Raw genomic sequence first — 20,241 nt, 5'->3', positions numbered from 1 at the left:
TACGAAACGGTTCGGGTAAAGTTCATGCCGACGATCAATCAGCTCATTCGAAAACCCCGCAAAAAGCAGGTCCAAAAGAGCAAGACTCCGCTATTGGAAACTTGCCCTCAGAAGAAGGGCGTCTGCTTGCAGGTCAAAACGATTACACCGAAAAAGCCGAACTCGGCTTTGCGGAAAGTGGCACGTGTGCGACTTTCGAATGGGAAAGAGGTCACCGCCTATATCCCGGGTGAAGGCCACAACCTGCAGGAACACTCGATCGTGTTGGTGCGGGGTGGTCGTGTTCGCGACTTGCCGGGTGTGCGGTACAAAGTCATTCGTGGTGTGCTCGATACCCTGGGTGTTTCTGATCGCCGTCAGGCCCGTAGTCGCTACGGAAATAAGCGGCCTAAATAGATCTGCCGCCGCAGGCATTGCTGGCAGGTCGATTTGCAAAGTATCGATCTGTCGAGGCTCAGGGACCAATCAACAGCGCTGCCGTCCAGTGGGGACCGGGTGGCGAATACGCGTTGCAGCCGAATTCAAACAGTTAACTCGCAGAAGGTTGAGATTTTAAGATGGCCACTCGATTCACCGCCAGCCGGACCCAGTTGCGTCCCGATCCTCGTTGTGGATCAATTTTGGCATCGAAGTTCATTAACTGCCTGATGTGTGACGGCAAAAAGAGTGTCGCGCAAGGCTTGTTTTACGGAGCGCTCGACATCATTAAAGAGCGGGCTCCTGAACAAGAGCCGATTGAAGTCTTCACTGCAGCTGTGGAGAATATTAAGCCGTCCGTGGAAGTGCGTTCCAAGCGCGTCGGTGGTGCCACCTATCAGGTGCCGACTCCGGTGAGCCCCAAGCGGCAGCAGACACTCGCCATTCGTTGGATTCTGGAAGTGACTCGCGGAAAACGGGGTCGTCCGATGGCGAATCGTTTGGCCGACGAATTGCTGGCCGCCTACCGTCGTGAAGGCGCCGCCATGACCAAACGCGAAAACGTTCACCGTATGGCTGAAGCGAATAAGGCATTTGCCCACTTCGGTTACAGCCGTCGCTAGAAAATTTGATATTCCCCGCCATTTGGCGGCGGACGAATTTATACGCGGGACTTCTATGGAGGTCCCGCGTTGCTTTTTGCGCGGACGCGATTGAGCAACGGGCCACGTGGACAGCTTGTGGTTTTGCGGGACAGTCGATATGAACAATATCCTGTCGCTGGTTGAACCATTTCGCTGGCCTACGTGTCCGATGCGTTTTGTTGCGTTCGCTCGGTGCTTATTCTTGTCATTCATGCCTAAGATGCAGATCCATGTCCAGACTCATTGAACATCTCCGGAATATCGGGATCATTGCCCATATCGATGCGGGCAAAACGACCACCACCGAGCGGATCTTGTATTACACAGGGTCATCGCACCGGATGGGGAGCGTCGATGACGGTACCACGGAAACCGACTTCAACCCCGAGGAGCAGGAGCGGGGGATTACGATTTTCTCTGCTGCTGTCACCTGTACTTGGCGCGACACGACGATCAACATCATCGATACGCCGGGGCACGTCGATTTTACGGCTGAGGTCGAGCGCAGTTTGCGGGTTCTGGATGGCGGTGTGGTGGTCTTCAGTGCGCGCGAAGGGGTTGAGGCGCAGAGTGAGACCGTCTGGCGGCAGGCCGACAAGTACCGTGTGCCGCGGGTTTGTTTCATCAATAAGATGGACCGCATCGGTGCGGATTTTCAACGTACGTTTCAGCAAATCAAAAGCCGCCTGAATGCGAATCCGGTTGCGATTCAGCTCCCGATGGGGGCGGGCTCACCGCCGGACCCGCAGGCGTTTAGCGGGATCATTGATTTGATCGAGCAAAAAGCGATCTATTTCGACGTGGAATCCCGCGGAGAAAATTTTCGGACTGAGGAGATTCCCGCTGAGTACCAGGAAGCGGCCAAGGCTGCGCGGTCGCAGTTGCTGGAGGCAATCGCCGAACTCGATGAGCAGGTCTTCGAGAGTTATCTCGAAACTGAAGACATCGCCATTGAGGACATTCATCGGTTGCTGCGGCAGGGGACAATTTCCGGTCAACTTCAGCCGGTCATGTGTGGGTCGTCACTGGACTACATTGGAGTGCAACCATTGTTGGATGCGGTGGCTTTGTACTTGCCCAGCCCGCTCGATCGTCCCCCCGTGCAGGGGATCAATATGACCCCCAAGAAACAGGGAGAGGTCGAGGTTCGCAAACCGTCTCCGACGGAGCCGTTTTGTGGGTTGGTATTTAAAATTCAGAGCGATCAGCATGGCGATTTGTGTTTCGTGCGGGTCTATTCCGGCGTGCTGAAAAGCCGATCGCGGGTTTTGAATCCGCGGACGGGAAAAAAAGAGCTGGTGAGCCAGTTGTGGCACATACAGGCTTCGAGTCGCGAGAAAGTCGACGAGGTCTCAGCTGGTGATATCGTGGGGGTGGTGGGGCTGAAGGAGACAGTCGTTACGGGGGATACGCTCTGTGTGCAGCAGCACCCAATGCTGCTGGAGAGTATTGTCTTTCCCGAGACAGTCATCTCCACGGCTGTTGAGCCCGAATCGAGTGCGGACCGTAAGAAATTGGCCCAAACGCTGGCGATTCTGGCTCGGCAAGACCCCACCTTCACGGCGCTGACTAATGAGGAGACGGGACAGACCATCATTAGCGGGATGGGCGAGTTGCACTTGGAGGTCATCCAGCACAGCTTGGAGCGGGATTTTCACCTGAAAATCCGCACGCACAAGCCGCGGGTCAGTTATCGCGAGACGGTTCGCAAGCCGGTAACCGTGACTGGTGAGTTCAATCGGCAGGTTGCCGGGGTCGCTCAGTTTGCCCAGGTGCAATTGAGGGTTGAGCCGTTCCAGGGTGAATCGAGCTTAACGTTCGAGGATGAGTTGAAGCCGAATGAAATTCCCTCGCAGTTAGCCGATCTGGCTCGCCAAGCGGTTCAGGATGAGGCCAAGGGAGGGGGCGTGCTGGGATATCGTCTGGCGGATGTGAAACTCACGCTGCTGGGAATAAAGTATAGCGATTCGGATGACGTGGAGTCGGTGATCTTGGCTGCGGCGATCGATGCGGTCCGCGCTGCTTTGACTGACGCGAATGTTTTGCTGCTGGAGCCGATTATGAAGCTCGAAGTGGTCACCCCGGATGAGTTTTTGGGGAATATTACCGCTGATTTGCACTCGCGGCGGGCCACAATCCTGAATAGTGAGCAACGGGAGCATTTGCGGGTGGTCAATGCAGAGGCTCCGCTGGCGGCAATGTTTGGCTATTCCACCCAAATTCGCAGTTTGTCGACTGGCCGAGCGTCATATTCTATGGAGCCGCTACGGTACGGAGAGGCTCCGCCGGAGATTTTGAAGGAGATGCTGGGCTAATTGCGGGGCAAATAGGTGCGGTTTTGAGCTGGAAAGAGGGTCGCAGGGGCCTGGATTTCACAAAGATTTGAAATAAAGAAAAGTCGTGGGTCACTTTATTGACAAATGTATTCTAGATCTCTACCATTGCGAAATTTCCCGCCCAAAGTGCGGGGAAATTGTCGTCATTGGTGTAGGCATAAACTGTTAGCGAAGGATGGTTTGAGTGGCCGGCAAGAAGCAAGAAAAAATCCGAATCCGCATGGAGGCGTACGATCACTCGGTGCTTGATCAATCAGCATCGGAAATCGTCAATACAGCAAAGCGGACCGGAGCCGATGTCCACGGACCAATCCCCCTTCCGACGCGGATTGAGCGTTACACGGTGCTGCGGAGTCCGCACGTGAACAAAAAATCTCGCGAGCAGTTTGAGATCCGGACGCACAAGCGTCTGGTGGACATTGTGCAGCCAACGGGGAAGACAATCGACGCGTTGAATAAGTTGTCTCTTCCGGCTGGTGTGGATATCAAGATTAAGGCGGCTGCTGCGGGTCGCTGATCAGCCCTTGGGCTGTGAAGTGGTAGTGGTTGGCTGTTCTGCGTCTTGTTGGGCCCGGTTGCCTGGGTGCGGCGGGCGTGTTTCGCGCTGGCGGTTGGCTTGGGCTTTGGGGTTTCCCTGGAGTTGCTCCTCGGGTTTCGACTGGCTTTATTGCTTCGGCGATATCGGTCCCGATCTGCGAGGTTGCTGTGGTCTTCTGGGGCGACGGCATTTCTGCTTGGGTTTGTTTGTTAGTTGGTTGTGAAATATTTCGTATAGCGTTGCAGGGATTTGAGGCACGATCATGTCAGTTGGACTACTGGGGCGCAAAATCGGCATGACGCAGGTCTACAACGAGGCGGGTGATATTACGCCCGTGACGGTCATTCAGGCCGGGCCTTGTGTGGTGCTGCAGGTTCGTACGTTGGAACGCGATGGCTACGAAGCTGTGCAGGTCGGGTTTGATGACAAGCCGCGGCGGTTGGCTCGGCAGTCGGAACGCGGTCACGTGGCGGCGATTAAGAGTAAGCGGTCAAAAGCTCGTGCGGCTGCAGGTGTTGAAGTGCCGGCAAAGGCGGATTGTGAGCCTAAGCGGTTTGTGCGTGAGTTTCGCACGGACGGAGAGGGTTGCGACTGCGAGGTTGGCCAAGAGTTGACTGTCGATTTGTTTGCGGACGTGTCTAATGTGGATGTGATCGCGACAAGCAAGGGCCGTGGGACGGCGGGTGTCATGAAGCGGCACAACTTCGCTGGTCAGCGAGCTAGTCACGGTGTGAAGCGTGTGCATCGCCATGGTGGATCGATCGGGCAGAGTGCGGATCCGGCACGGGTGATTAAAGGGACAAAAATGGCGGGCCGCTATGGCAATGCTCGCATTACGGTGCGGAATCTTGAGTTGACGCGAGTCGATGGAGAGAATGGGTTGTTGCTGGTGGCGGGTTCCGTTCCCGGCCCTAAGGGTGGGTACGTGATGATTCGGGAAACAAATAAGTTGGGTTAGTCGTTTTGCGGCTTGGCTCAGGCATTTATTGCGGTTGATTCAATACAGTTAAACGTGAACGTTTTTGAGAGTAGTGAGTTATGATTTCTCTTCCGATTCGCGACAAGTCGGGGCAAGAGGTGGGGACCTATGAGTTCGACCCCGCTGACTTGGCGCCTGGTGTGAACCGGCAGTTGCTCCACGATGTGGTTGTGATGTACGAAGCGAACCGCCGTGTCGGGACTTCGGCGACAAAGTCGCGTGGGCAAGTGGCTGGTAGCACGAAGAAGATGTATCGCCAGAAGGGGACAGGTCGTGCTCGCGCTGGTGCGAAGCGGACGCCTGTTCGTCGTGGTGGTGGCGTTACGTTTGGCAAGGTGACTCGCGACTTTAGCTATCGGCTGCCCAAAAAGGCGGTTCGGTTGGCAACGCGCATGGCTCTGTTGAGCAAGTTCCTGGACGGTCAAGCTGTTGTTTTGGATGAGCTGTCGGTTGATGCTCCGAAGACAAAAGTTGTGGCCGGTGTTTTGCGGTCGCTCGGCTTGGATCGGCAGAGTTGTCTGTTGGCGATTGATGAATACAACGTTGACTTGTGGAAGTCCGGACGGAATATTGCGGATTTGCGAGTCTCGCCGGCTGCGGACCTGAACGCCTATGACGTGTTGCGTCAGCGGCAGTTTTTGGTGACCAAGGCGGCTTTGGATAAATTACGCGGCGTCTCCGCGGAGTAAGTGTGTTTTCGCCACGAGATGCTGGCGTATTTGAAAAGGTGTGTGGCAATGGCTACAGCGGAAAAAAAGTCGGGTCTGACATTGGAGCCGTATCAGGTCGTTTATCGTCCGTTAATTACGGAAAAGGGTACGCACATTTCAACGCGGTACAATGCGTATCCGTTTGAAGTGAATCCGTTGTGCACAAAGACTGAAATTAAAGAAGCGGTTGAAAAGTTGTGGGAGGTTCGCGTTGTTGCAGTGCGGACTCAAAACCGCATCGGCAAACCGCGGCGGACCAAGAATCAGGTCGGGCGAACGAGTGGTTGGAAGAAGGCGATCGTGCAGTTGCACGACGAAGATCGGATCGCATTTTTCTAGGCCGCGATTGCAGTCTTGTTAGAGTTAGTGCCGGTTTGGGCCGGTGGCGGAATTCTCGATTGTTCGAGCAAATAACAGAAAAAGACAGTCATGGGTATCAAATTTTATAAGCCAACGACGGCCGGTCGTCGGGATGCCTCCGTAAGCGATTTCGCGGAGATCACCGACCGTAAGAAGAAGCCGGAAAAGTCGTTGCTGACACGGTATAAGAAAAAGGGTGGCCGCAATAATCAGGGCAAGATTACTGCCCGTCATCGTGGCGGCGGCCACAAGCGGATGTATCGGGTGATCGACTTCAAGCGTTTGCGGGACGGGATTCCGGCGCGTGTGAAGTCCATCGAGTATGATCCGAATCGATCTGCGCGGATTGCCTTGTTGCATTATGTCGACGGGGTGAAGTCATACATTTTGGCTCCCGAGGGGCTCGAGGCGGGTGCGACTGTTATGAGTGGTCCGGATGCGGAACCGACTTTGGGCAATTGCTTGCCGTTGTCGGCCATTCCCACCGGAGCGACGATTCACAACATCGAATTGCAACCGGGGCGTGGTGGCCAGTTGTGCCGTAGTGCCGGGACCGCAGCGGTGATGAATGCCCGCGAAGGCGATTGGGCACAAATCACTTTGCCTTCTGGTGAAGTGCGACGTGTGCCGAGTAGTTGCCGGGCAACGATCGGTCCGATCGGGAACAGCGAACACAGTAAGATTGTGCTTGGTAAAGCCGGGCGAAAGCGTTGGATGGGTTGGCGGCCTCGCGTTCGGGGGACTGCCATGAATCCGGTGGCTCACCCGATGGGTGGTGGTGAAGGTCGCAACTCTGGCGGTCGGCATCCTTGTAGTCCGACGGGTAAGTTGGCGAAGGGTGGCCGTACGCGGAAGCGAAGGAAGTCGTCATCGGCGGCAATCATCAGGCGGCGTAAGTCGCGGCGTTATGGCCAGTTGAAGCTCTGATTGTTGCTCGGGTGTTGTTTGGTTTGATGTGGCGTTTAAGAAATTGTCGGCTGACGCGGACGCATCGAAGTTTGATTTGAGTCAAAAAACAGAAGGACAGCGGGATGGGTCGCTCTCTGAAAAAAGGGCCTTACGTTGATGCCAAATTGCTCAAGAAGATTGAGCGATTGGATGATGCCGGACGCAAAGAGCCGATTCGCACCTGGTGCCGTCGTTCGACGATTTCACCGGATTTTATCGGCCATACCTTCCTGGTGCACAATGGACGGGCGCATATCAATGTGTACGTCACAGAAGAAATGGTGGGGCACAAACTCGGGGAGTTCGCACCGACGCGGACGTTCCGGGGACATGGTGGTAAGGCGAAAAGATAACCTCCCGCGATTGCGGCATTGGTCTACGAGATTGGTTGACGGACAGGTTGAGGAAGATAGCTATGGAATACAAATCGACGCATCGCTTCGCGCGGATTTCAGCGACAAAAGTCCGCCCGTTTGCGGAATTGGTTCGCGGGAAGTCGGCCGGCGAAGGTCTGGACTTATTACGCTTTGTGCCAAATCGCGGAGCAAGGTTTTTGGAAAAAGTCCTGCGGACCGCTATGGCCAACGCCGAGCAATCCGGTGCGCGTAATGTTGAGAGTCTGATGATTAAAGATGCCCGCGCCGACGGCGGTCCAATGTTCAAGCGGTTGCAACCGCGAGCACGGGGGATGGCATTTATTATTCGGAAGCGTTTTTCGCACATTCATGTCGGGATTGAAGGTCCGGACATCGTCTAATTGGCGGCGGACAGGTTGCGAGGTGCAGTCGGTTTCGGTTCGCGGTAGAGTTGTTCGTTCGTTATTCCAGCAGTTTTTGAATTACATAAGGCATACGGATCATGGGTCAGAAAGTTCGGCCGACGGGTTTCCGCGTAGGGATTGTTGAAGAGTGGCGGAGTCGTTGGTACGCGTCAAAGAAAGAGTTCGGCGACCTCTTGGTCGAGGACTTCAAGATCCGCAAGTTCGTCAAAGAGAAATATCAGTTTGCAGGGATTTCAAAAGTTGAAATCGAACGCACACGCGACCAGGTGGTCGTGCATTTGAATACAGCCCGTCCGGGCATCATCATCGGCCGCAAGGGGCAGGAAGTTGACCGCCTCAAAGCAGAGCTCGAAGATCTGACCGGCCGGCGGATGGAATTGAAGATCGTCGAAATCAACAACGCCATGAAAAACGCGGTGTTGGTGGCTGAAGACATTGCTCAGCAGTTGAGCAAGCGGTCCAGCTTTCGACGTACGATCAAACGCTCGATGGATTCCGTAATGGATGCGGGGGCGCTCGGTGTGAAGATTGTCCTCTCCGGTCGATTGGGCGGAGCGGAAATGTCACGGACCGAAAAGGCGATGAGGGGATCGATTCCTTTGTCGACCATTCAGAAACATATTGACTACGGTTTTGCCAAGGCACGCACGGCCCAAGGTATTATTGGGATCAAAGTGTGGATCGACTTGGGTCTTTATACAGACGAGGAGGATGGCGATGGCGCTAATGCCCAAACGGGTCAAGCACAGAAAAAGCCAAAGAAAACGTATAAAAGGTAACGCGACCCGCGGGAATACCGTGGTGTTGGGCGACTGGGGTTTGCAGTCGCTTGACGGTGGATATATCAAAGCCAACGTGATCGAAGCTTGTCGGATTGCCGCGACACAATATGTCCGCGGTGAGGGGAAATTGTATATTCGCATTTTCCCGGACAAGCCTTGCACGTCTCGTCCGTTGGAAACTCGGATGGGTAAAGGTAAGGGTGAACCGGACCACTGGGTCGCAGTTGTTCGTCCCGGCACGGTGATGTTTGAATTGGCCGGCGTCTCGCAAGATGCTGCCAAGGATTGCTTCAATCGTGTGGCGCACAAATTGCCGGTCCGCGTGCGGTTGGTAGGCCGTCGTCCCGGTACGTGAGCCGCTGGACGGCATGAGTTGCTATTACTTTTGGACAAAATGCAGATAAAGACGAGTCGACATGACTAAGCCGCAAGAACTCCGCGAGATGAGTGACGAACAGTTGGCGTTCACATTGCGCGAAGCCCAACAAGAACTGTTCCGCCTGCGATTTCAGGCGGCTGCGGAACGATCCGATGCGCCGAGTGCGTTGCGGAAGATCCGCCGCGACATTGCCCGTATTCATACCATCACGCGGCAGCGGGAATTGGCGCAAGAAGCAGAAGCAAAATTGGCGCCACAGGCGGAAGCCTAAGACCGGAATTCGGTTTGCGACTGGCAACGGTTTGTATGAGCCGGCATAAAGCGGCAGTGGGTGGGAACAGAGGTTACAGACACATATTTCGAAACCCCCGCAATCGCGGTGACCGGCATTGATGACACAACATTGCCGGCTGCGGCGGGCGAGTCTCGAGGCAAGTTGAGGACAGGTTAAGATGCGTAAGAAATTGATCGGCGTAGTGACGAGCAATAAGATGGACAAGTCGTTGCGGGTCGAAGTTGAGAAGAACTATCAACACCCGCGCTACGGTAAGATTATCCGTAGTCGAACCGTGTGCCACGTTCATGATGAAAAGAACGAAGCCAACGAAGGCGACTCTGTCGAAATTATCGAGTGCCGCCCCTTGTCAAAGACAAAATGTTGGAATTTGGTGCGAGTCGTTCGTGCCGCGGTTGTGGTTGAGTAACGGTTGGCCACGAACGGTGATCGTCGCGTGGGTTTGTACGGCGTTGTTTGAGATTCAGTGGAAGTTATCATGATTCAAATGCAAACACTTCTGGACGTTTGTGACAACACGGGGGCCAAGGTCGCCTGTTGCATCAAAGTTCTGGGAGGCACGGGGCGGCGGACTGCCGGGCTGGGAGACGTGATAGTCGTCAGCATCAAAAAGTCAATTCCGGGTAGTTCGGTGAAATCGGGCGAAGTTGTGCGGGGTGTGATTGTTCGCTGCCGCAAGGGAACGCGCCGCAGTGATGGAAGTTATGTCCGCTTTGACCGCAATGCGATCGTGTTGATCGATAAAGATGCCAACCCGCGAGGGACACGTATCTTTGGAGCGGTTGCACGCGAACTGCGTGAGCGCAAGTTTATGAAAATCGTCAGCTTGGCAAGTGAGGTAGTTTGACCGATGAAGATTCGACGTGGAGATACGGTGCAAGTCATTGCCGGCGACGATGCTAGCACGACCGCACGGAAAGTCCTCTCGGTCGAGGCCGGTGGCAAAAAAGTTCTTGTGGAAGGCGTGAACCGCGTTTACAAACACGTAAAACGCGGCCATCCCCGCAGTCCGCAAGGGGGACGGCTCTCAAAAGAGATGCCAATTGACATTTCAAATGTGTTGCTTTACTGTGATTCGTGCGGTCGAGGTGTGCGAGTCGGGTATCGCTATACAAAAGATGGTAGTAAAGAGCGGTGTTGCAAGATTTGCGACGCCGGGCTCGGCAACATCAGCCCTCCCAAGGCTCATTACGCTCAGTCATAAATCTGGCGGCAGCAGGGCCGGCTTTCGGTCTCTCGCGGTCTCTCGAAAACGCGATTGCTACGACGATCGCATTGATACAGTTTTGAATCCGGCGACGCAGCCCTTTTTGATTCTTCAATCGAAGGTTAGCAGCGAGACTGGAAACAGCAAATAGCAGATGTGTGCGGAGGCTTCGGTGTGTAGCCGAAGGTCGACCTTCAAACGCAATCCGGCAGTAATCGCCTACCTGACGTGGGTGGCGAAAATTGGATGTGTGTAAGTACAATGGCCAGGTTATTGGAACGATACCGGAATGAAATCCGGCCGACGCTCGCAGAAACCCTGGGGCGGTCAAATCCCCACTCGCTTCCCCAATTGGAGAAGATCGTCGTCAACATGGGGGTTGGTGCGGCAGCTCAAGATCGGAAGTGCTTGGAAGAAGCTGTCGAGCATCTCACGATCCTCAGTGGACAAAAGCCGGTCATTCGCCGTGCTCGCAAGTCCGTCGCCGGGTTTAAACTTCGCGAAGGGATGGAGATTGGCTGCATGGTCACGCTCCGCTCGCAGCGGATGTATGAATTCCTGGACCGTCTGATCACATTGACTCTCCCGCGAGTTCGCGACTTTCGGGGTCTGAGCCCCAAAGCGTTTGACGGCAATGGAAACTATAGCCTGGGTATCAGCGATCAAATGGTGTTTCCGGAAGTTGATCCGGATCGTGTGAAGAATCAGCAAGGTATGACGATTACCTTGGTGACGACAGCGACAACAAATGACGAGGGTCGACTGTTGCTCAAAGAACTCGGGATGCCGTTTCGGAAAGATTAGTTTTCAGCGGGTTCCAAAGTTTGCAGCACAGCGTAGAGAACTCACCACGTAATACAAAAAGTGTAATTCATAAGCTACAGGTTTTTTCCAGAAGAAATTTAGCGAGATGGCCAGCAAAGCAAAGATCGAAAAGGCAAACCGGACGCCAAAATTCAGCAGCCGCCTCGAACGGCGCTGTGCATTGTGCGGTCGTCCCCGTGCGGTGTACCGCAAGTTCAAACTGTGCCGGATTTGTTTCCGCGACCTCTGTTTGGACGGCATGATTCCCGGTGCCAAAAAAGCGAGTTGGTAGGCCCGGCGGAGACTGGGTGCGTTTCGCAAAACCTATACTAAAACGATACAGCACAGATGGTGCGGCAACACGTCTCGCACCGCTCGAAAAGTTTAGGAGCAATGCTCCTTGAGGTGTACTCCATTATGATGACAGATCCGATTGCCGACATGCTCACGCGAATCCGTAATGCGGTCTCGATTGAGCGCGCATTCGTCGACGTACCCCTTTCGAAGGAGAAACGGGGAATTGCCGATGTGTTGCAACGCGAAGGCTACATTTGGGATTACGAAATAATCGAACAGCAGCCTTGCAGTGCAATGCGGATCCATCTGAAGTACGGTCCTAACGGTGAGCGTGTGATTCAAAAAATCGATCGCGTCAGCAAGCCGGGACGTCGGGTCTATCTGGGTGTCAACGACTTGCCGGAAATCCTGCAAGGCATGGGCATCAGTGTCGTCTCAACGAACAAGGGTTTGTTGAGCAACCGCGAAGCCAAAGAACAGTTGGTCGGTGGCGAAGTGCTGTGCAGTATTTGGTAGCGGGTATCTCCGCTGCTGCGGCATTTTCGTTCTTGTCAGACGCAAGTAAAAACAGTTGACGGATCCAAGCCGATAAGGCTGGTTTCGGTAAAAAAGTAGAAGGCAAAGTATCATGTCGAGAATCGGGAAAAAACCGATTGCGGTCCCCGATGCTGTTGAAGTATCGATCGATGGCACCGTCATCACGGTGAAAGGCCCCAACGGCGAATTGACGTTGGATCACCATCCCTCCATTTCGGTGAAGCTGGATAGTGACCCCAAGCAACTCGTGGTGGAAAACCCCACGGATTTGCGAGAGAACCGCAAGTTCCACGGGCTGACCCGTAGCTTGTTGAATAATATGGTGACCGGCGTTACCACCTATTTCGAAAAGAAATTGGACATTGTCGGCGTTGGCTACCAAGCCACAATCGATGGCACGAAGCTCTGCTTGCAGGTTGGCTTTGCGAACGTTGTCGAATTGCCGATTCCCGCAAATGTCGACTGCTCATTGCCTAGTAATATCCAGATCGCCCTGAAGAGTGCTGACAAGCAAGCGGTGGGACAGTTCGCTGCCGAAATTCGCCGCGTCCGTCCGCCCGAGCCCTACAAAGGCAAGGGAATCCGGTACCAGAACGAACAGGTTCGTCGGAAAGCCGGTAAGGCGTTGGCCAGTGGCTGATACGGTGCTGTTTGTCTTTAAAAGGTTTGCGATGGTTCTGGTCCGTGAAATCAACGGCCGATCGGTAGGAAAGTTAGCAGTTCGATGAAATACATAGCCCAAGTTAATAAACAGCGTAGCCGTCGTCGCTTTCGCGTTCGCAATAAAATTCGTGCGACCACATCGCGACCGCGGGTTTCGGTCCACCGCAGCAATAAGCACATTTACGCCCAGATCATCGATGACGTCGCAGGACGTTCGTTGGTTTCCGCGAGTACGCGTGAAGCAGGGATTTGTGCTGATGGTGAAAACGGCGGGAACGTCGCATCGGCTACGAAAGTCGGTGAAGCGTTAGCTAAAAAGGCTCTCGAAGCTGGGATCACCCAGGTCGCCTTTGATCGCGGATTGTACAAATACCATGGTCGTGTCGCCGCTTTGGCTGACGCGGCTCGTCAAGGTGGGTTGGATTTTTAATCGACCCGGTTTTTAAATAGTTCAGACATGCCATTTCCAGACCCGATGGCAAACTCGCCGCTGTGAGGCTGGCGACAATCGAGTGTGGAAACGAGTTTTTAAATCACGTTAAGGCTTTGGAGTAATTCGCCGTGTCGACAGACAACCGATCAGATGGCAAAGAAAAAGTCGTGCAAATCCGCCGGTGCTCGTGCGTAGTCAAAGGTGGCCGTCGCTTCAGCTTTACCGCGCTGGTTGTCAATGGCGACGGTAAGGGCGGCGTCTCCTATGGTTATGGCAAGGCGACGGAAGTTCCGCTTGCCGTCGATAAAGCCAACAAGAACTGTCATCGTCACTCTTCGCGAGTGAACGTGACTGGAACGACGATTCCGCATTCGGTGGTTGGTCGATACGGAGCGGCCCGTGTGTTGCTCATGCCGGCACGACCGGGAACGGGCGTCATTGCCGGTGCCAGCGTGCGTGCCGTTGTCGAAGCCGCCGGGATTCATGACATTCTCACCAAAAGCCGGGGTTCCAACAATCCCATGAATTTGGTGAAAGCGACAATCAACGGTTTGGAACAACTACGAACGCGAGAAGATGTCGCCCGCCTGAGAGGCGTGAACGTCTAATCGTACCGGCAGTTCGGTACAGGCAGATCGCGACAGGGCATTGCTGTTGTTGTTACCAAACACCTACTTATAACTTTACGAATCTTCGGAACGAAGTGTCCTCATGATTATTGATGACGTCCATCGCGGTATAAAAAAGAACAAAAAGCGGAAGCGCATTGGTCGTGGTCCCGGTTCGGGCAACGGAAAAACCGCAGCTCGCGGTCACAATGGCTATGGAAGTCGTGCTGGTTCGTCCCGACGCATTTCGTTCGAAGGGGGACAGACTCCTTTGGCGCGGCGGATTGCCAAACGGGGATTCAACAACAAACGCTTCGCAACGAAAGTGGCGATCGTCAACGTCAGTGACCTCGAGCAGCGCTTCGATAGCGGTGCGACCATCGATGCAGCCGCGCTGGCCGAAGCGAATCTGGCCAAGGGCCGCTTTGATGTGATCAAAGTTCTGGGGGATGGCGACATCACCAAAAAGTTCACCGTTCGTGTCCATCGATGCTCGAAATCGGCTGAAGAGAAGATTACCGCAGCCGGCGGCAGCATTGAAATTATCTACGCATAATTGAGGGCAGCCGCGCCGCCATGGCGATCTGGGCTTCCCTCTGAGGAATATTGATAATAAAGTTCACCGACGCCGGAATTTGCGTCGACCGGGCCGACGAGCCGTTGGCCCGCTGTTGATGTTCGCCGCCGTTGGTGTTTTTTGTAATGTGGGTGCCGCCAATTTCTGGCACCCCTTGACGGCCGGCACCTTGACAACACAAACTGCGGCGAAGTTTGGCATAATCATTCCTCGGAGAGGAATCGGAAACGATGTTTGAAAAACTGATTACCGTCTTCAAAATCCCGGAGTTGCGTCGGAAGATCGTTCTGACTGCGACACTGCTTGCGGTATACCGTATGGGGTTTTGGGTACCGTTGCCGATTGTCGATCAACAAGCCCTGGCCGATAAGATGGAAAATCTGGCCAGCGGCGGTGGGATCGGACAAGCGCTGCAAATCGTTCAACTGTTTTCCGCTTCGAACATCGGCATGAGCACGATCTTCGGTCTGGGAATCATGCCCTATATCTCCGCCTCGATTATCTTCCAATTGATGGGCAGTGTTTATCCGCCTTTGGAGAAACTGCAAAAGGAAGGGGAATCGGGACGCAAGAAGATCAATGAATATACACGATATGCGACAGTCGTACTTTGTTTAATCCAAAGCTATTTTTGGGTGAAAACAATCTCCGGCTGGGGAACCATTATTCCTGAATATAATGGTTTCTTTGGCCATATGGTGGCCACCATCACCATGACGGCCGGCACGATCTTCCTGATGTGGATCGGCGAGCAAATCGACGAATATGGGATCGGTAACGGGATCAGTTTGTTGATTATGGCGGGAATCTTAGCCCGTATGCCTGATGCAGCGATCCAGTTGTTGCGTCCGGCCATGGAAAATGGAATTGCCCTCGGATCTGATTCCGGGATTGAAAAACTACTAGTCTTGGCGGTGTTGTTTGTCGTGGTTGTGGGGTCGGTGGTCTTTATGACGCAAGGCCAGCGCAAGATCCCCACGCAAAGCGCCAAACACGTCCGCGGCCGTCGCGTTTACGGTGGGCAACGTCAATTCTTGCCCTTGCGGGTGAACCAAGCGGGCGTGATGCCGATCATCTTCGCCTCGAGTTTGTTGATGATCCCCATGATTGGTTTCGGCCAATTGGCCAAATGGTTCGATTCGGTGATCTGGTCCGATCTAGCGGCAGCGTTCAGCGGAACGGGACGCGGGTTCTTGTACAACCTTAGCTATGTCGGCTTGATTTACTTCTTCTGTTATTTCTGGACAGCCATCACGTTCAATCCTAAGGATATGGCGAACAACCTCAAAGATTACGGCAGCTTTATTCCTGGATACCGTCCAGGGAAACGGACCGCCGAGTATTTGGAACGCGTGATGGTACGGATCACTTATGTCGGGGCTGCTTTCTTGGCGGTCGTGGCCGTGATTCCGACAGTCATTGCTTCGGTTATGGGGATCGACTTTATGGTGGCTAGTTTCTTCGGTGGCACCGGATTGTTGATTGTCGTTTCTGTTGCTTTGGACTTAGTACAAAAAATTGACAGCCACCTTGTGATGCGGAATTACTCAGGCTTGTTGGATTCCGATGATTCTCGCGCCGCGTCCTAACGTTCCCATGTGGGGAGGACCGGGCTGCGGTGAGTGAGCATCACACCGAATGGATTGGCGTCGGGGCGAGGTACTATTTCCAGTCACGATATTGTGCACAGACCAGAACGAGCGTTGGTTAGGTCTATGCCTGGTTGCGGGGTGCTTTCCCTTTTTCCATTTCATACGGATCAGCGCGAACCGAATGAGTTGGCCAACCTGTGATCGTTTTGAAGAGTCCAGCTGAGATTGAAAAGATGCGTGAAGCCGGCCGTGTTGTGGCTCAGGCGCATCGAGCGGTTGGAAAAATTATAGCGCCCGGGGTGAGTACCAGGCAAATTGACGACGCTGTGGTACGCGTGTTTGCAAAACACAATGCCACACCGTTGTTCAAAGGAGTTCCTGGAGTCGTTCCCTTTCCAGCGGCAACGTGTATTTCGGTCAACGACGAAATCGTTCATGGAATTCCATCGGACCGTCTGCTCGAAGAAGGCGATTTAGTAAGCGTCGACACCGGTTGTCGCTTGGACGGATGGTGCGGAGATGCCGCTTGGACCTATGCGGTAGGCCGCGTCGACGAAGAGAAGCAAGAATTGATGGCGGCGGGTCAGTTGACACTGACAACCGCCATTCACGAGATGCAGCGTCAAAAGACTTGGGCGGGGGTTGCCGAAGTGATGGAGACGACTGTGAAGGATGCGGGGTTTTCGGTTGTCGAAGAGCTCGTGGGGCACGGAATTGGTCGGGAAATGCATGAAGATCCGCAGGTTCCCAATTTCGTGACTCCCGAATTAGAAGAGTATGATTTTGAACTGGTGCCCGGAATGGTGCTTGCTGTCGAGCCGATGCTCAATGCAGGGACCGCGGATGTCTGCCTGCTGGATGACCACTGGACAATCGTCACAGCCGACGGTCGCCCAAGCGTGCACTATGAACATACATTGGCTTTCACGGCCGAGGGTGTCCAGATTTTAACGGCACTCTAATCCCACCGGGGGAGTTGCGTTTGTCGCAGGCCGTGAAATTGAGTGGCGATTTTTCACCACAGCGGTGGAAAAATAGGCAAAGCGGCGATTGGTTGGGGAAATTTCCGCGCTCGTGTGGTCGGGAAGCTCCAAAATCGTTGAAAAGTGTGTCGTATTACTTGTTTGCCCCCTGAGGGCGTGCTTATAATCCGGGTCAATCTAAAGAAATCAAGCAACATCCCTCCTCGGCAGGCTGACGGAGTCGCTGACCGTGTTGACCATGGGACGGGGGTTTCGATCCTTGGTTGGTGTGTATCTTGCCGTTTTTTTGTTTCGCGGTCAGCGAAACATCGTTGAATTACAGGAGATTCGGTTGGCGTCATGAAAGTCCGAGCCAGCGTTAAACGCATTTGTGAAAATTGTAAGATCGTCCGCCGTAAAGGCAAGATCTACGTGATTTGTTCATCCAACCCGCGGCACAAACAGCGGCAGGGTTAACGCCATCGTGACGATCCGCGTAGTCGCCACCGCTGGTGGACTCGCGTGGGCCAGCATCGACTTGAGGGTCGATGGTTTCCGTATCGTCGCCGTGCCGAACTAAACATTTTTATTAGGTGTGCGTAACCAATTCGCACAATGGAGCTGTTGTTTTATGCCTCGTATTCAGGGCGTCGACATTCCCAACGACAAGCCGGTGTATATCTCGTTGACCTACTTGTACGGGGTCGGGCGAGCTTCGGCGATCAATATTTGTTACACGCTGGGTTTGGATCTACACGCGAAGGCCAAGGATCTGACCGAAGATGACATCACGCGGATCGCGCATCTGCTTGAAAAAGACTATTTGACCGAAGGTCAGTTGCGACGCAAGGTGCAGCAGGATATCGCCCGTTTGCGGGATATCGGTTGTTATCGCGGCTTGCGGCATCGTCGCGGTTTGCCGGCACGGGGCCAGCGGACCAAGACCAATGCCCGGACGCGCAAAGGTGTCCGCAAAACGGTCGCCGGCAAAAAGGGTGTCAAAGACAGATAACCGGTCTGCTGTCGGCGAACTCGCCGTCCTGCAATTTTTTACAAACAGCACCCCCCTACATACATTTACGGAAAACATTCCGAAGGAGAGTCCGCAGTGGCCAAGTCGAAACGACGCAAGGTGCGACGCAACGTCACGCGCGCTGTCGCACACATTAAGGCGACTTTCAATAATACCACGGTGACCGTAACCGACGTCAACGGCGACGTGCTTTGCTGGGCAACCGCAGGCACGAGCGGTTTCAAAGGGAGTCGTAAAAGCACCCCCTTTGCAGCGCAGCGGGCAGCGGAAACCTGTGCCGAGCGTGCCGCCAAGTTTGGCGTGAAGGAAATCGAAGTCCGCGTGAAAGGTCCCGGGTCGGGCCGGGAAAGCGCGATCACTGGTTTGCAGTCGTCCGGATTGACGATCAAAGCCATTGAAGACGTGACCCCTTTGCCTCACAACGGCTGTCGTCCCCCCAAACGCCGCCGCGTTTGATGCGTTTGGGCGAGCGGAGTCCATCGCGTCCCTGTTTGTGATTCAGCCATTGGGTCACGGTTGAAACGGCAGGCAGCGATATCACATTGAGAGTTTATGACCGAGGCGGAGTTTCGCCTTGTCATCATGTTTGTTGGAGAGAACCAGATGCGAATTCGTTGGCGTGGTTTGGAGCTTCCGAGCAAGGTCTGTCCCGAATTGGACGTGGCCAGCCCGACTTACGGCAAATTTGTCGCCGAACCATTTGAGCGTGGTTTCGGTGTTACGATTGGCAACAGCCTGCGGCGGATTTTGCTATCCAGCCTCGAAGGCGCTGCCTTGACGAAAGTCAAAATCCAAGGTGTGCAGCACGAGTTCACCACGATCCCCGGTGTTGTCGAGGATGTGACCGACGTGGTGTTGAACCTCAAGTCGCTCGTCCTCAAGAATCACTCCGGTGATACAAAAACACTCCGCATCGAGCGTCACGAACGTGGTGTGGTGACCGGTGCTGATATCATTACCGATGATACGGTTGAAGTCATCAGTAAGGATATGGTGATCGCCACCATGACCGACGACGTTCCGTTTGTGATGGAACTGACGGCACAAACCGGTCGCGGATACGTTTCAGCCAGCGAACAGTACGAGATGGAAACCGAAGTCGGTGTCATTCCGCTCGATGCTCTGTATTCGCCGGTTGTGCGGGTACGTTACAAAATCGAAGACACACGCGTTGGTCAAAAGACCAACTACGACAAACTGATTTTAGAGATCTGGACCGATGGTACGGTCACGCCGGAAATGGCGTTGGTCGAAGCGGCCAAGATTCTCCGCAAGCACCTCAACCCGTTTGTGACCTATCGCGAACCGGGTCCCGAGTTGCCGCCGGACGCCAGTTTGAAACAAATGATGGAAGCGACCGGTTACGCTCCCGTCGATACGGAACTGGAAGAAAAGCTGAACCAGTCGTTGGCCGAATTGAACCTCTCAGTTCGTGCAACCAACTGTCTGGAATCCGAAGGAATCAATACCGTGCGGGATTTGGTGTCTCGAACGGAAGACCAATTGTTGCAAGTCCGCAATTTCGGCGAAACCACTTTGACCGAAGTTCGCGAACGGCTGGATGCCATCAACTTGCGATTGGGGATGCGTGTGCCGCAAGGCGCACCCGGCATGCCCGCTGGTATGTAACACGGACTTTGTATAAACACCGAAACGGTTTGGATTTCCACTGTCGAGTCATCGCCGGTTTCGCGCAACTGTAATACTGATCGAAGACTGAAGAGAGTCCCATGCGTCACCGAATGAAAGGCCGCAAGCTCGGCCGCAATGCATCACACCGCCGCGCGATGTTTCGCAACATGGCCACCAGCCTGATCTGCTCTGTCCGCGTGGATGAAGATGATCCGCAGGCCCCCAAGGTTCCCGGACGGATTGTGACAACCGTGGCCAAGGCCAAGGAACTCCGCCCCTACGTGGAAAAATTGGTCACCATGGCTCGCAAGTCATTGGCCCATACTGAACGAGCTGCCGAGTTCAGCACCTCCGCCGATCGCAACACAGAAGAGTGGAAGAGTTGGCGGAATTCGGAGCAATGGAACAAGTGGAATCAGGCGATTGCCCCGGCCGTCAATTATCGCCGTCGTGCGTTCGCCCTGTTGCGTGACAAAACGGCTGTCGATGTTTTGTTCGCCGAATTGGCCGAACGGTTTGAAGATCGCCCCGGGGGATACACCCGTGTGGTTCGCTTGGCCGATGTCCGTCTTGGCGATGCCGGTGAGCAGGCATTGATCGAATTCGTTGGCGAGCGTGACCGCGTCGCGAGCAAACAAGCCGCGGCCCCCATGGTCGTTGAGGACGACGAAACCGAAGCCGGCACGGAAGAGAACGCCGAGACGGAAAGCGAAACCGCAGTTGACGA

At 54.3% G+C, this 20,241-nt stretch carries 30 protein-coding genes and 1 pseudogene; 30 read left to right on the top strand and 1 reads right to left on the bottom strand.

The window, feature by feature from the left end:
* Window positions 1–24: 24 nt before the first annotated feature.
* The 23 genes from rpsL to rplO all read left to right on the top strand — a co-directional run bounded on the left by rpsL (window position 25) and on the right by rplO (window position 14,274).
* Window positions 25–396 (top strand): 30S ribosomal protein S12, encoded by a 372-nt coding sequence (rpsL, locus tag Mal52_RS25780; protein ID WP_145379488.1) that lies wholly within the window; start codon window positions 25–27, stop codon window positions 394–396.
* A 161-nt stretch (window positions 397–557) separates the two neighbouring features.
* Window positions 558–1,040 (top strand): 30S ribosomal protein S7, encoded by a 483-nt coding sequence (gene rpsG, locus Mal52_RS25775; protein ID WP_145379487.1) that lies wholly within the window; start codon window positions 558–560, stop codon window positions 1,038–1,040.
* Window positions 1,041–1,291: 251 nt separating this feature from the next.
* On the top strand, window positions 1,292–3,376 hold the full coding sequence (gene fusA / locus Mal52_RS25770; RefSeq protein ID WP_145379486.1) for an elongation factor G: 2,085 nt from the start codon (window positions 1,292–1,294) through the stop codon (window positions 3,374–3,376).
* 205 nt (window positions 3,377–3,581) lie between these two features.
* Window positions 3,582–3,914 carry a 30S ribosomal protein S10 gene (gene rpsJ, locus Mal52_RS25765; protein WP_145379485.1) on the top strand — a complete coding sequence of 111 codons (333 nt, stop codon included), beginning with the start codon at window positions 3,582–3,584 and terminating at the stop codon, window positions 3,912–3,914.
* A 283-nt stretch (window positions 3,915–4,197) separates the two neighbouring features.
* Window positions 4,198–4,893, top strand: a complete 696-nt coding sequence (gene rplC / locus Mal52_RS25760; RefSeq protein WP_145379484.1) for a 50S ribosomal protein L3 — start codon at window positions 4,198–4,200, stop codon at window positions 4,891–4,893.
* 80 nt (window positions 4,894–4,973) lie between these two features.
* Window positions 4,974–5,603, top strand: a complete 630-nt coding sequence (rplD, locus tag Mal52_RS25755; RefSeq protein WP_145379483.1) for a 50S ribosomal protein L4 — start codon at window positions 4,974–4,976, stop codon at window positions 5,601–5,603.
* Between the two features lie 48 nt (window positions 5,604–5,651).
* Window positions 5,652–5,963 carry a 50S ribosomal protein L23 gene (gene rplW / locus Mal52_RS25750; protein ID WP_145379482.1) on the top strand — a complete coding sequence of 104 codons (312 nt, stop codon included), beginning with the start codon at window positions 5,652–5,654 and terminating at the stop codon, window positions 5,961–5,963.
* A gap of 90 nt (window positions 5,964–6,053) precedes the next feature.
* Entirely contained in the window at window positions 6,054–6,911 is an 858-nt protein-coding gene (gene rplB / locus Mal52_RS25745) for a 50S ribosomal protein L2 (protein ID WP_145379481.1), read from the top strand.
* 104 nt (window positions 6,912–7,015) lie between these two features.
* On the top strand, window positions 7,016–7,285 hold the full coding sequence (gene rpsS, locus Mal52_RS25740) for a 30S ribosomal protein S19 (RefSeq protein ID WP_145379480.1): 270 nt from the start codon (window positions 7,016–7,018) through the stop codon (window positions 7,283–7,285).
* Window positions 7,286–7,347: 62 nt separating this feature from the next.
* Window positions 7,348–7,689: a 50S ribosomal protein L22 gene (rplV, locus tag Mal52_RS25735; protein WP_145379479.1), complete on the top strand. Its 342-nt coding sequence runs from the start codon at window positions 7,348–7,350 to the stop codon at window positions 7,687–7,689.
* A gap of 101 nt (window positions 7,690–7,790) precedes the next feature.
* The gene (gene rpsC / locus Mal52_RS25730; RefSeq protein WP_145379478.1) at window positions 7,791–8,492 is read left to right on the top strand and encodes a 30S ribosomal protein S3; all 702 of its coding nucleotides are present in this window, start codon (window positions 7,791–7,793) and stop codon (window positions 8,490–8,492) included.
* Window positions 8,431–8,850: a 50S ribosomal protein L16 gene (rplP, locus tag Mal52_RS25725; protein WP_145379477.1), complete on the top strand. Its 420-nt coding sequence runs from the start codon at window positions 8,431–8,433 to the stop codon at window positions 8,848–8,850. Before rpsC ends, rplP begins: the two co-directional genes overlap by 62 nt.
* Window positions 8,851–8,911: 61 nt before the next feature.
* Window positions 8,912–9,145, top strand: a complete 234-nt coding sequence (rpmC, locus tag Mal52_RS25720) for a 50S ribosomal protein L29 (protein ID WP_145379476.1) — start codon at window positions 8,912–8,914, stop codon at window positions 9,143–9,145.
* A 181-nt stretch (window positions 9,146–9,326) separates the two neighbouring features.
* On the top strand, window positions 9,327–9,578 hold the full coding sequence (rpsQ, locus tag Mal52_RS25715) for a 30S ribosomal protein S17 (protein WP_145379475.1): 252 nt from the start codon (window positions 9,327–9,329) through the stop codon (window positions 9,576–9,578).
* 69 nt (window positions 9,579–9,647) lie between these two features.
* Entirely contained in the window at window positions 9,648–10,016 is a 369-nt protein-coding gene (gene rplN / locus Mal52_RS25710; RefSeq protein WP_145379474.1) for a 50S ribosomal protein L14, read from the top strand.
* 3 nt (window positions 10,017–10,019) lie between these two features.
* Window positions 10,020–10,373 (top strand): 50S ribosomal protein L24, encoded by a 354-nt coding sequence (rplX, locus tag Mal52_RS25705; protein ID WP_145379473.1) that lies wholly within the window; start codon window positions 10,020–10,022, stop codon window positions 10,371–10,373.
* Window positions 10,374–10,637: 264 nt separating this feature from the next.
* A complete protein-coding gene (gene rplE / locus Mal52_RS25700; protein ID WP_145379472.1) occupies window positions 10,638–11,180 on the top strand; it encodes a 50S ribosomal protein L5 in 543 nt (180 codons plus the stop codon).
* A 106-nt stretch (window positions 11,181–11,286) separates the two neighbouring features.
* Window positions 11,287–11,472, top strand: a complete 186-nt coding sequence (locus tag Mal52_RS25695) for a type Z 30S ribosomal protein S14 (RefSeq protein ID WP_145379471.1) — start codon at window positions 11,287–11,289, stop codon at window positions 11,470–11,472.
* Window positions 11,473–11,597: 125 nt separating this feature from the next.
* A complete protein-coding gene (gene rpsH / locus Mal52_RS25690; protein WP_145379470.1) occupies window positions 11,598–11,993 on the top strand; it encodes a 30S ribosomal protein S8 in 396 nt (131 codons plus the stop codon).
* Window positions 11,994–12,105: 112 nt separating this feature from the next.
* The gene (gene rplF / locus Mal52_RS25685; protein ID WP_145379469.1) at window positions 12,106–12,654 is read left to right on the top strand and encodes a 50S ribosomal protein L6; all 549 of its coding nucleotides are present in this window, start codon (window positions 12,106–12,108) and stop codon (window positions 12,652–12,654) included.
* A gap of 84 nt (window positions 12,655–12,738) precedes the next feature.
* Complete coding sequence (gene rplR, locus Mal52_RS25680; RefSeq protein WP_145379468.1) at window positions 12,739–13,107, top strand: 50S ribosomal protein L18; 369 nt, start codon at window positions 12,739–12,741, stop codon at window positions 13,105–13,107.
* Window positions 13,108–13,238: 131 nt separating this feature from the next.
* The gene (gene rpsE, locus Mal52_RS25675; protein ID WP_145379467.1) at window positions 13,239–13,718 is read left to right on the top strand and encodes a 30S ribosomal protein S5; all 480 of its coding nucleotides are present in this window, start codon (window positions 13,239–13,241) and stop codon (window positions 13,716–13,718) included.
* A gap of 103 nt (window positions 13,719–13,821) precedes the next feature.
* Window positions 13,822–14,274 (top strand): 50S ribosomal protein L15, encoded by a 453-nt coding sequence (gene rplO, locus Mal52_RS25670; RefSeq protein ID WP_145379466.1) that lies wholly within the window; start codon window positions 13,822–13,824, stop codon window positions 14,272–14,274.
* Here the strand turns inward: rplO and Mal52_RS25665 are convergent.
* A complete protein-coding gene (locus Mal52_RS25665; RefSeq protein ID WP_145379465.1) occupies window positions 14,261–14,554 on the bottom strand; it encodes a hypothetical protein in 294 nt (97 codons plus the stop codon). The genes rplO and Mal52_RS25665 overlap by 14 nt on opposite strands.
* On the opposite strand from Mal52_RS25665, the gene secY reads away from it, so the two are divergent.
* The 7 genes and pseudogenes from secY to Mal52_RS25630 form a co-directional block, all read left to right on the top strand.
* Window positions 14,526–15,884, top strand: a complete 1,359-nt coding sequence (gene secY / locus Mal52_RS25660) for a preprotein translocase subunit SecY (RefSeq protein WP_145379464.1) — start codon at window positions 14,526–14,528, stop codon at window positions 15,882–15,884. The two genes, Mal52_RS25665 and secY, sit on opposite strands and share 29 nt — an antisense overlap.
* Window positions 15,885–16,084: 200 nt before the next feature.
* A complete protein-coding gene (gene map / locus Mal52_RS25655) occupies window positions 16,085–16,849 on the top strand; it encodes a type I methionyl aminopeptidase (RefSeq protein WP_145379463.1) in 765 nt (254 codons plus the stop codon).
* A 360-nt stretch (window positions 16,850–17,209) separates the two neighbouring features.
* Window positions 17,210–17,326: a 50S ribosomal protein L36 gene (gene rpmJ, locus Mal52_RS25650; RefSeq protein ID WP_145379462.1), complete on the top strand. Its 117-nt coding sequence runs from the start codon at window positions 17,210–17,212 to the stop codon at window positions 17,324–17,326.
* A gap of 154 nt (window positions 17,327–17,480) precedes the next feature.
* Window positions 17,481–17,861: a 30S ribosomal protein S13 gene (gene rpsM / locus Mal52_RS25645; RefSeq protein ID WP_145379461.1), complete on the top strand. Its 381-nt coding sequence runs from the start codon at window positions 17,481–17,483 to the stop codon at window positions 17,859–17,861.
* Window positions 17,862–17,957: 96 nt separating this feature from the next.
* The gene (rpsK, locus tag Mal52_RS25640) at window positions 17,958–18,338 is read left to right on the top strand and encodes a 30S ribosomal protein S11 (RefSeq protein WP_145379460.1); all 381 of its coding nucleotides are present in this window, start codon (window positions 17,958–17,960) and stop codon (window positions 18,336–18,338) included.
* Between the two features lie 147 nt (window positions 18,339–18,485).
* Complete coding sequence (locus Mal52_RS25635) at window positions 18,486–19,511, top strand: DNA-directed RNA polymerase subunit alpha (protein ID WP_145379459.1); 1,026 nt, start codon at window positions 18,486–18,488, stop codon at window positions 19,509–19,511.
* A gap of 101 nt (window positions 19,512–19,612) precedes the next feature.
* Window positions 19,613–20,233: pseudogene (locus Mal52_RS25630) on the top strand (bL17 family ribosomal protein); the annotation flags it as partial.
* Between the last annotated feature and the right edge of the window lie 8 nt (window positions 20,234–20,241).

Source organism: Symmachiella dynata (assembly GCF_007747995.1).
In the GTDB taxonomy this organism is placed as follows: domain Bacteria; phylum Planctomycetota; class Planctomycetia; order Planctomycetales; family Planctomycetaceae; genus Symmachiella; species Symmachiella dynata.
Note: the sequence above shows the minus strand (reverse complement) of the source record. Positions and strands in the feature narration are given on the sequence as shown.

Coding starts and splice junctions, on each gene's coding strand:
- rpsL (WP_145379488.1), top strand. CDS start 25: ATGCCGACGATCAATCAGCTCATTCGAAAACCCCGCAAAAAGCAGGTC.
- rpsG (WP_145379487.1), top strand. CDS start 558: ATGGCCACTCGATTCACCGCCAGCCGGACCCAGTTGCGTCCCGATCCT.
- fusA (WP_145379486.1), top strand. CDS start 1,292: ATGTCCAGACTCATTGAACATCTCCGGAATATCGGGATCATTGCCCAT.
- rplC (WP_145379484.1), top strand. CDS start 4,198: ATGTCAGTTGGACTACTGGGGCGCAAAATCGGCATGACGCAGGTCTAC.
- rplD (WP_145379483.1), top strand. CDS start 4,974: ATGATTTCTCTTCCGATTCGCGACAAGTCGGGGCAAGAGGTGGGGACC.
- rplW (WP_145379482.1), top strand. CDS start 5,652: ATGGCTACAGCGGAAAAAAAGTCGGGTCTGACATTGGAGCCGTATCAG.
- rplB (WP_145379481.1), top strand. CDS start 6,054: ATGGGTATCAAATTTTATAAGCCAACGACGGCCGGTCGTCGGGATGCC.
- rpsS (WP_145379480.1), top strand. CDS start 7,016: ATGGGTCGCTCTCTGAAAAAAGGGCCTTACGTTGATGCCAAATTGCTC.
- rplV (WP_145379479.1), top strand. CDS start 7,348: ATGGAATACAAATCGACGCATCGCTTCGCGCGGATTTCAGCGACAAAA.
- rpsC (WP_145379478.1), top strand. CDS start 7,791: ATGGGTCAGAAAGTTCGGCCGACGGGTTTCCGCGTAGGGATTGTTGAA.
- rplP (WP_145379477.1), top strand. CDS start 8,431: ATGGCGCTAATGCCCAAACGGGTCAAGCACAGAAAAAGCCAAAGAAAA.
- rpmC (WP_145379476.1), top strand. CDS start 8,912: ATGACTAAGCCGCAAGAACTCCGCGAGATGAGTGACGAACAGTTGGCG.
- rpsQ (WP_145379475.1), top strand. CDS start 9,327: ATGCGTAAGAAATTGATCGGCGTAGTGACGAGCAATAAGATGGACAAG.
- rplN (WP_145379474.1), top strand. CDS start 9,648: ATGATTCAAATGCAAACACTTCTGGACGTTTGTGACAACACGGGGGCC.
- rplX (WP_145379473.1), top strand. CDS start 10,020: ATGAAGATTCGACGTGGAGATACGGTGCAAGTCATTGCCGGCGACGAT.
- rplE (WP_145379472.1), top strand. CDS start 10,638: ATGGCCAGGTTATTGGAACGATACCGGAATGAAATCCGGCCGACGCTC.
- Mal52_RS25695 (WP_145379471.1), top strand. CDS start 11,287: ATGGCCAGCAAAGCAAAGATCGAAAAGGCAAACCGGACGCCAAAATTC.
- rpsH (WP_145379470.1), top strand. CDS start 11,598: ATGATGACAGATCCGATTGCCGACATGCTCACGCGAATCCGTAATGCG.
- rplF (WP_145379469.1), top strand. CDS start 12,106: ATGTCGAGAATCGGGAAAAAACCGATTGCGGTCCCCGATGCTGTTGAA.
- rplR (WP_145379468.1), top strand. CDS start 12,739: ATGAAATACATAGCCCAAGTTAATAAACAGCGTAGCCGTCGTCGCTTT.
- rplO (WP_145379466.1), top strand. CDS start 13,822: ATGATTATTGATGACGTCCATCGCGGTATAAAAAAGAACAAAAAGCGG.
- secY (WP_145379464.1), top strand. CDS start 14,526: ATGTTTGAAAAACTGATTACCGTCTTCAAAATCCCGGAGTTGCGTCGG.
- rpmJ (WP_145379462.1), top strand. CDS start 17,210: ATGAAAGTCCGAGCCAGCGTTAAACGCATTTGTGAAAATTGTAAGATC.
- rpsM (WP_145379461.1), top strand. CDS start 17,481: ATGCCTCGTATTCAGGGCGTCGACATTCCCAACGACAAGCCGGTGTAT.
- Mal52_RS25635 (WP_145379459.1), top strand. CDS start 18,486: ATGCGAATTCGTTGGCGTGGTTTGGAGCTTCCGAGCAAGGTCTGTCCC.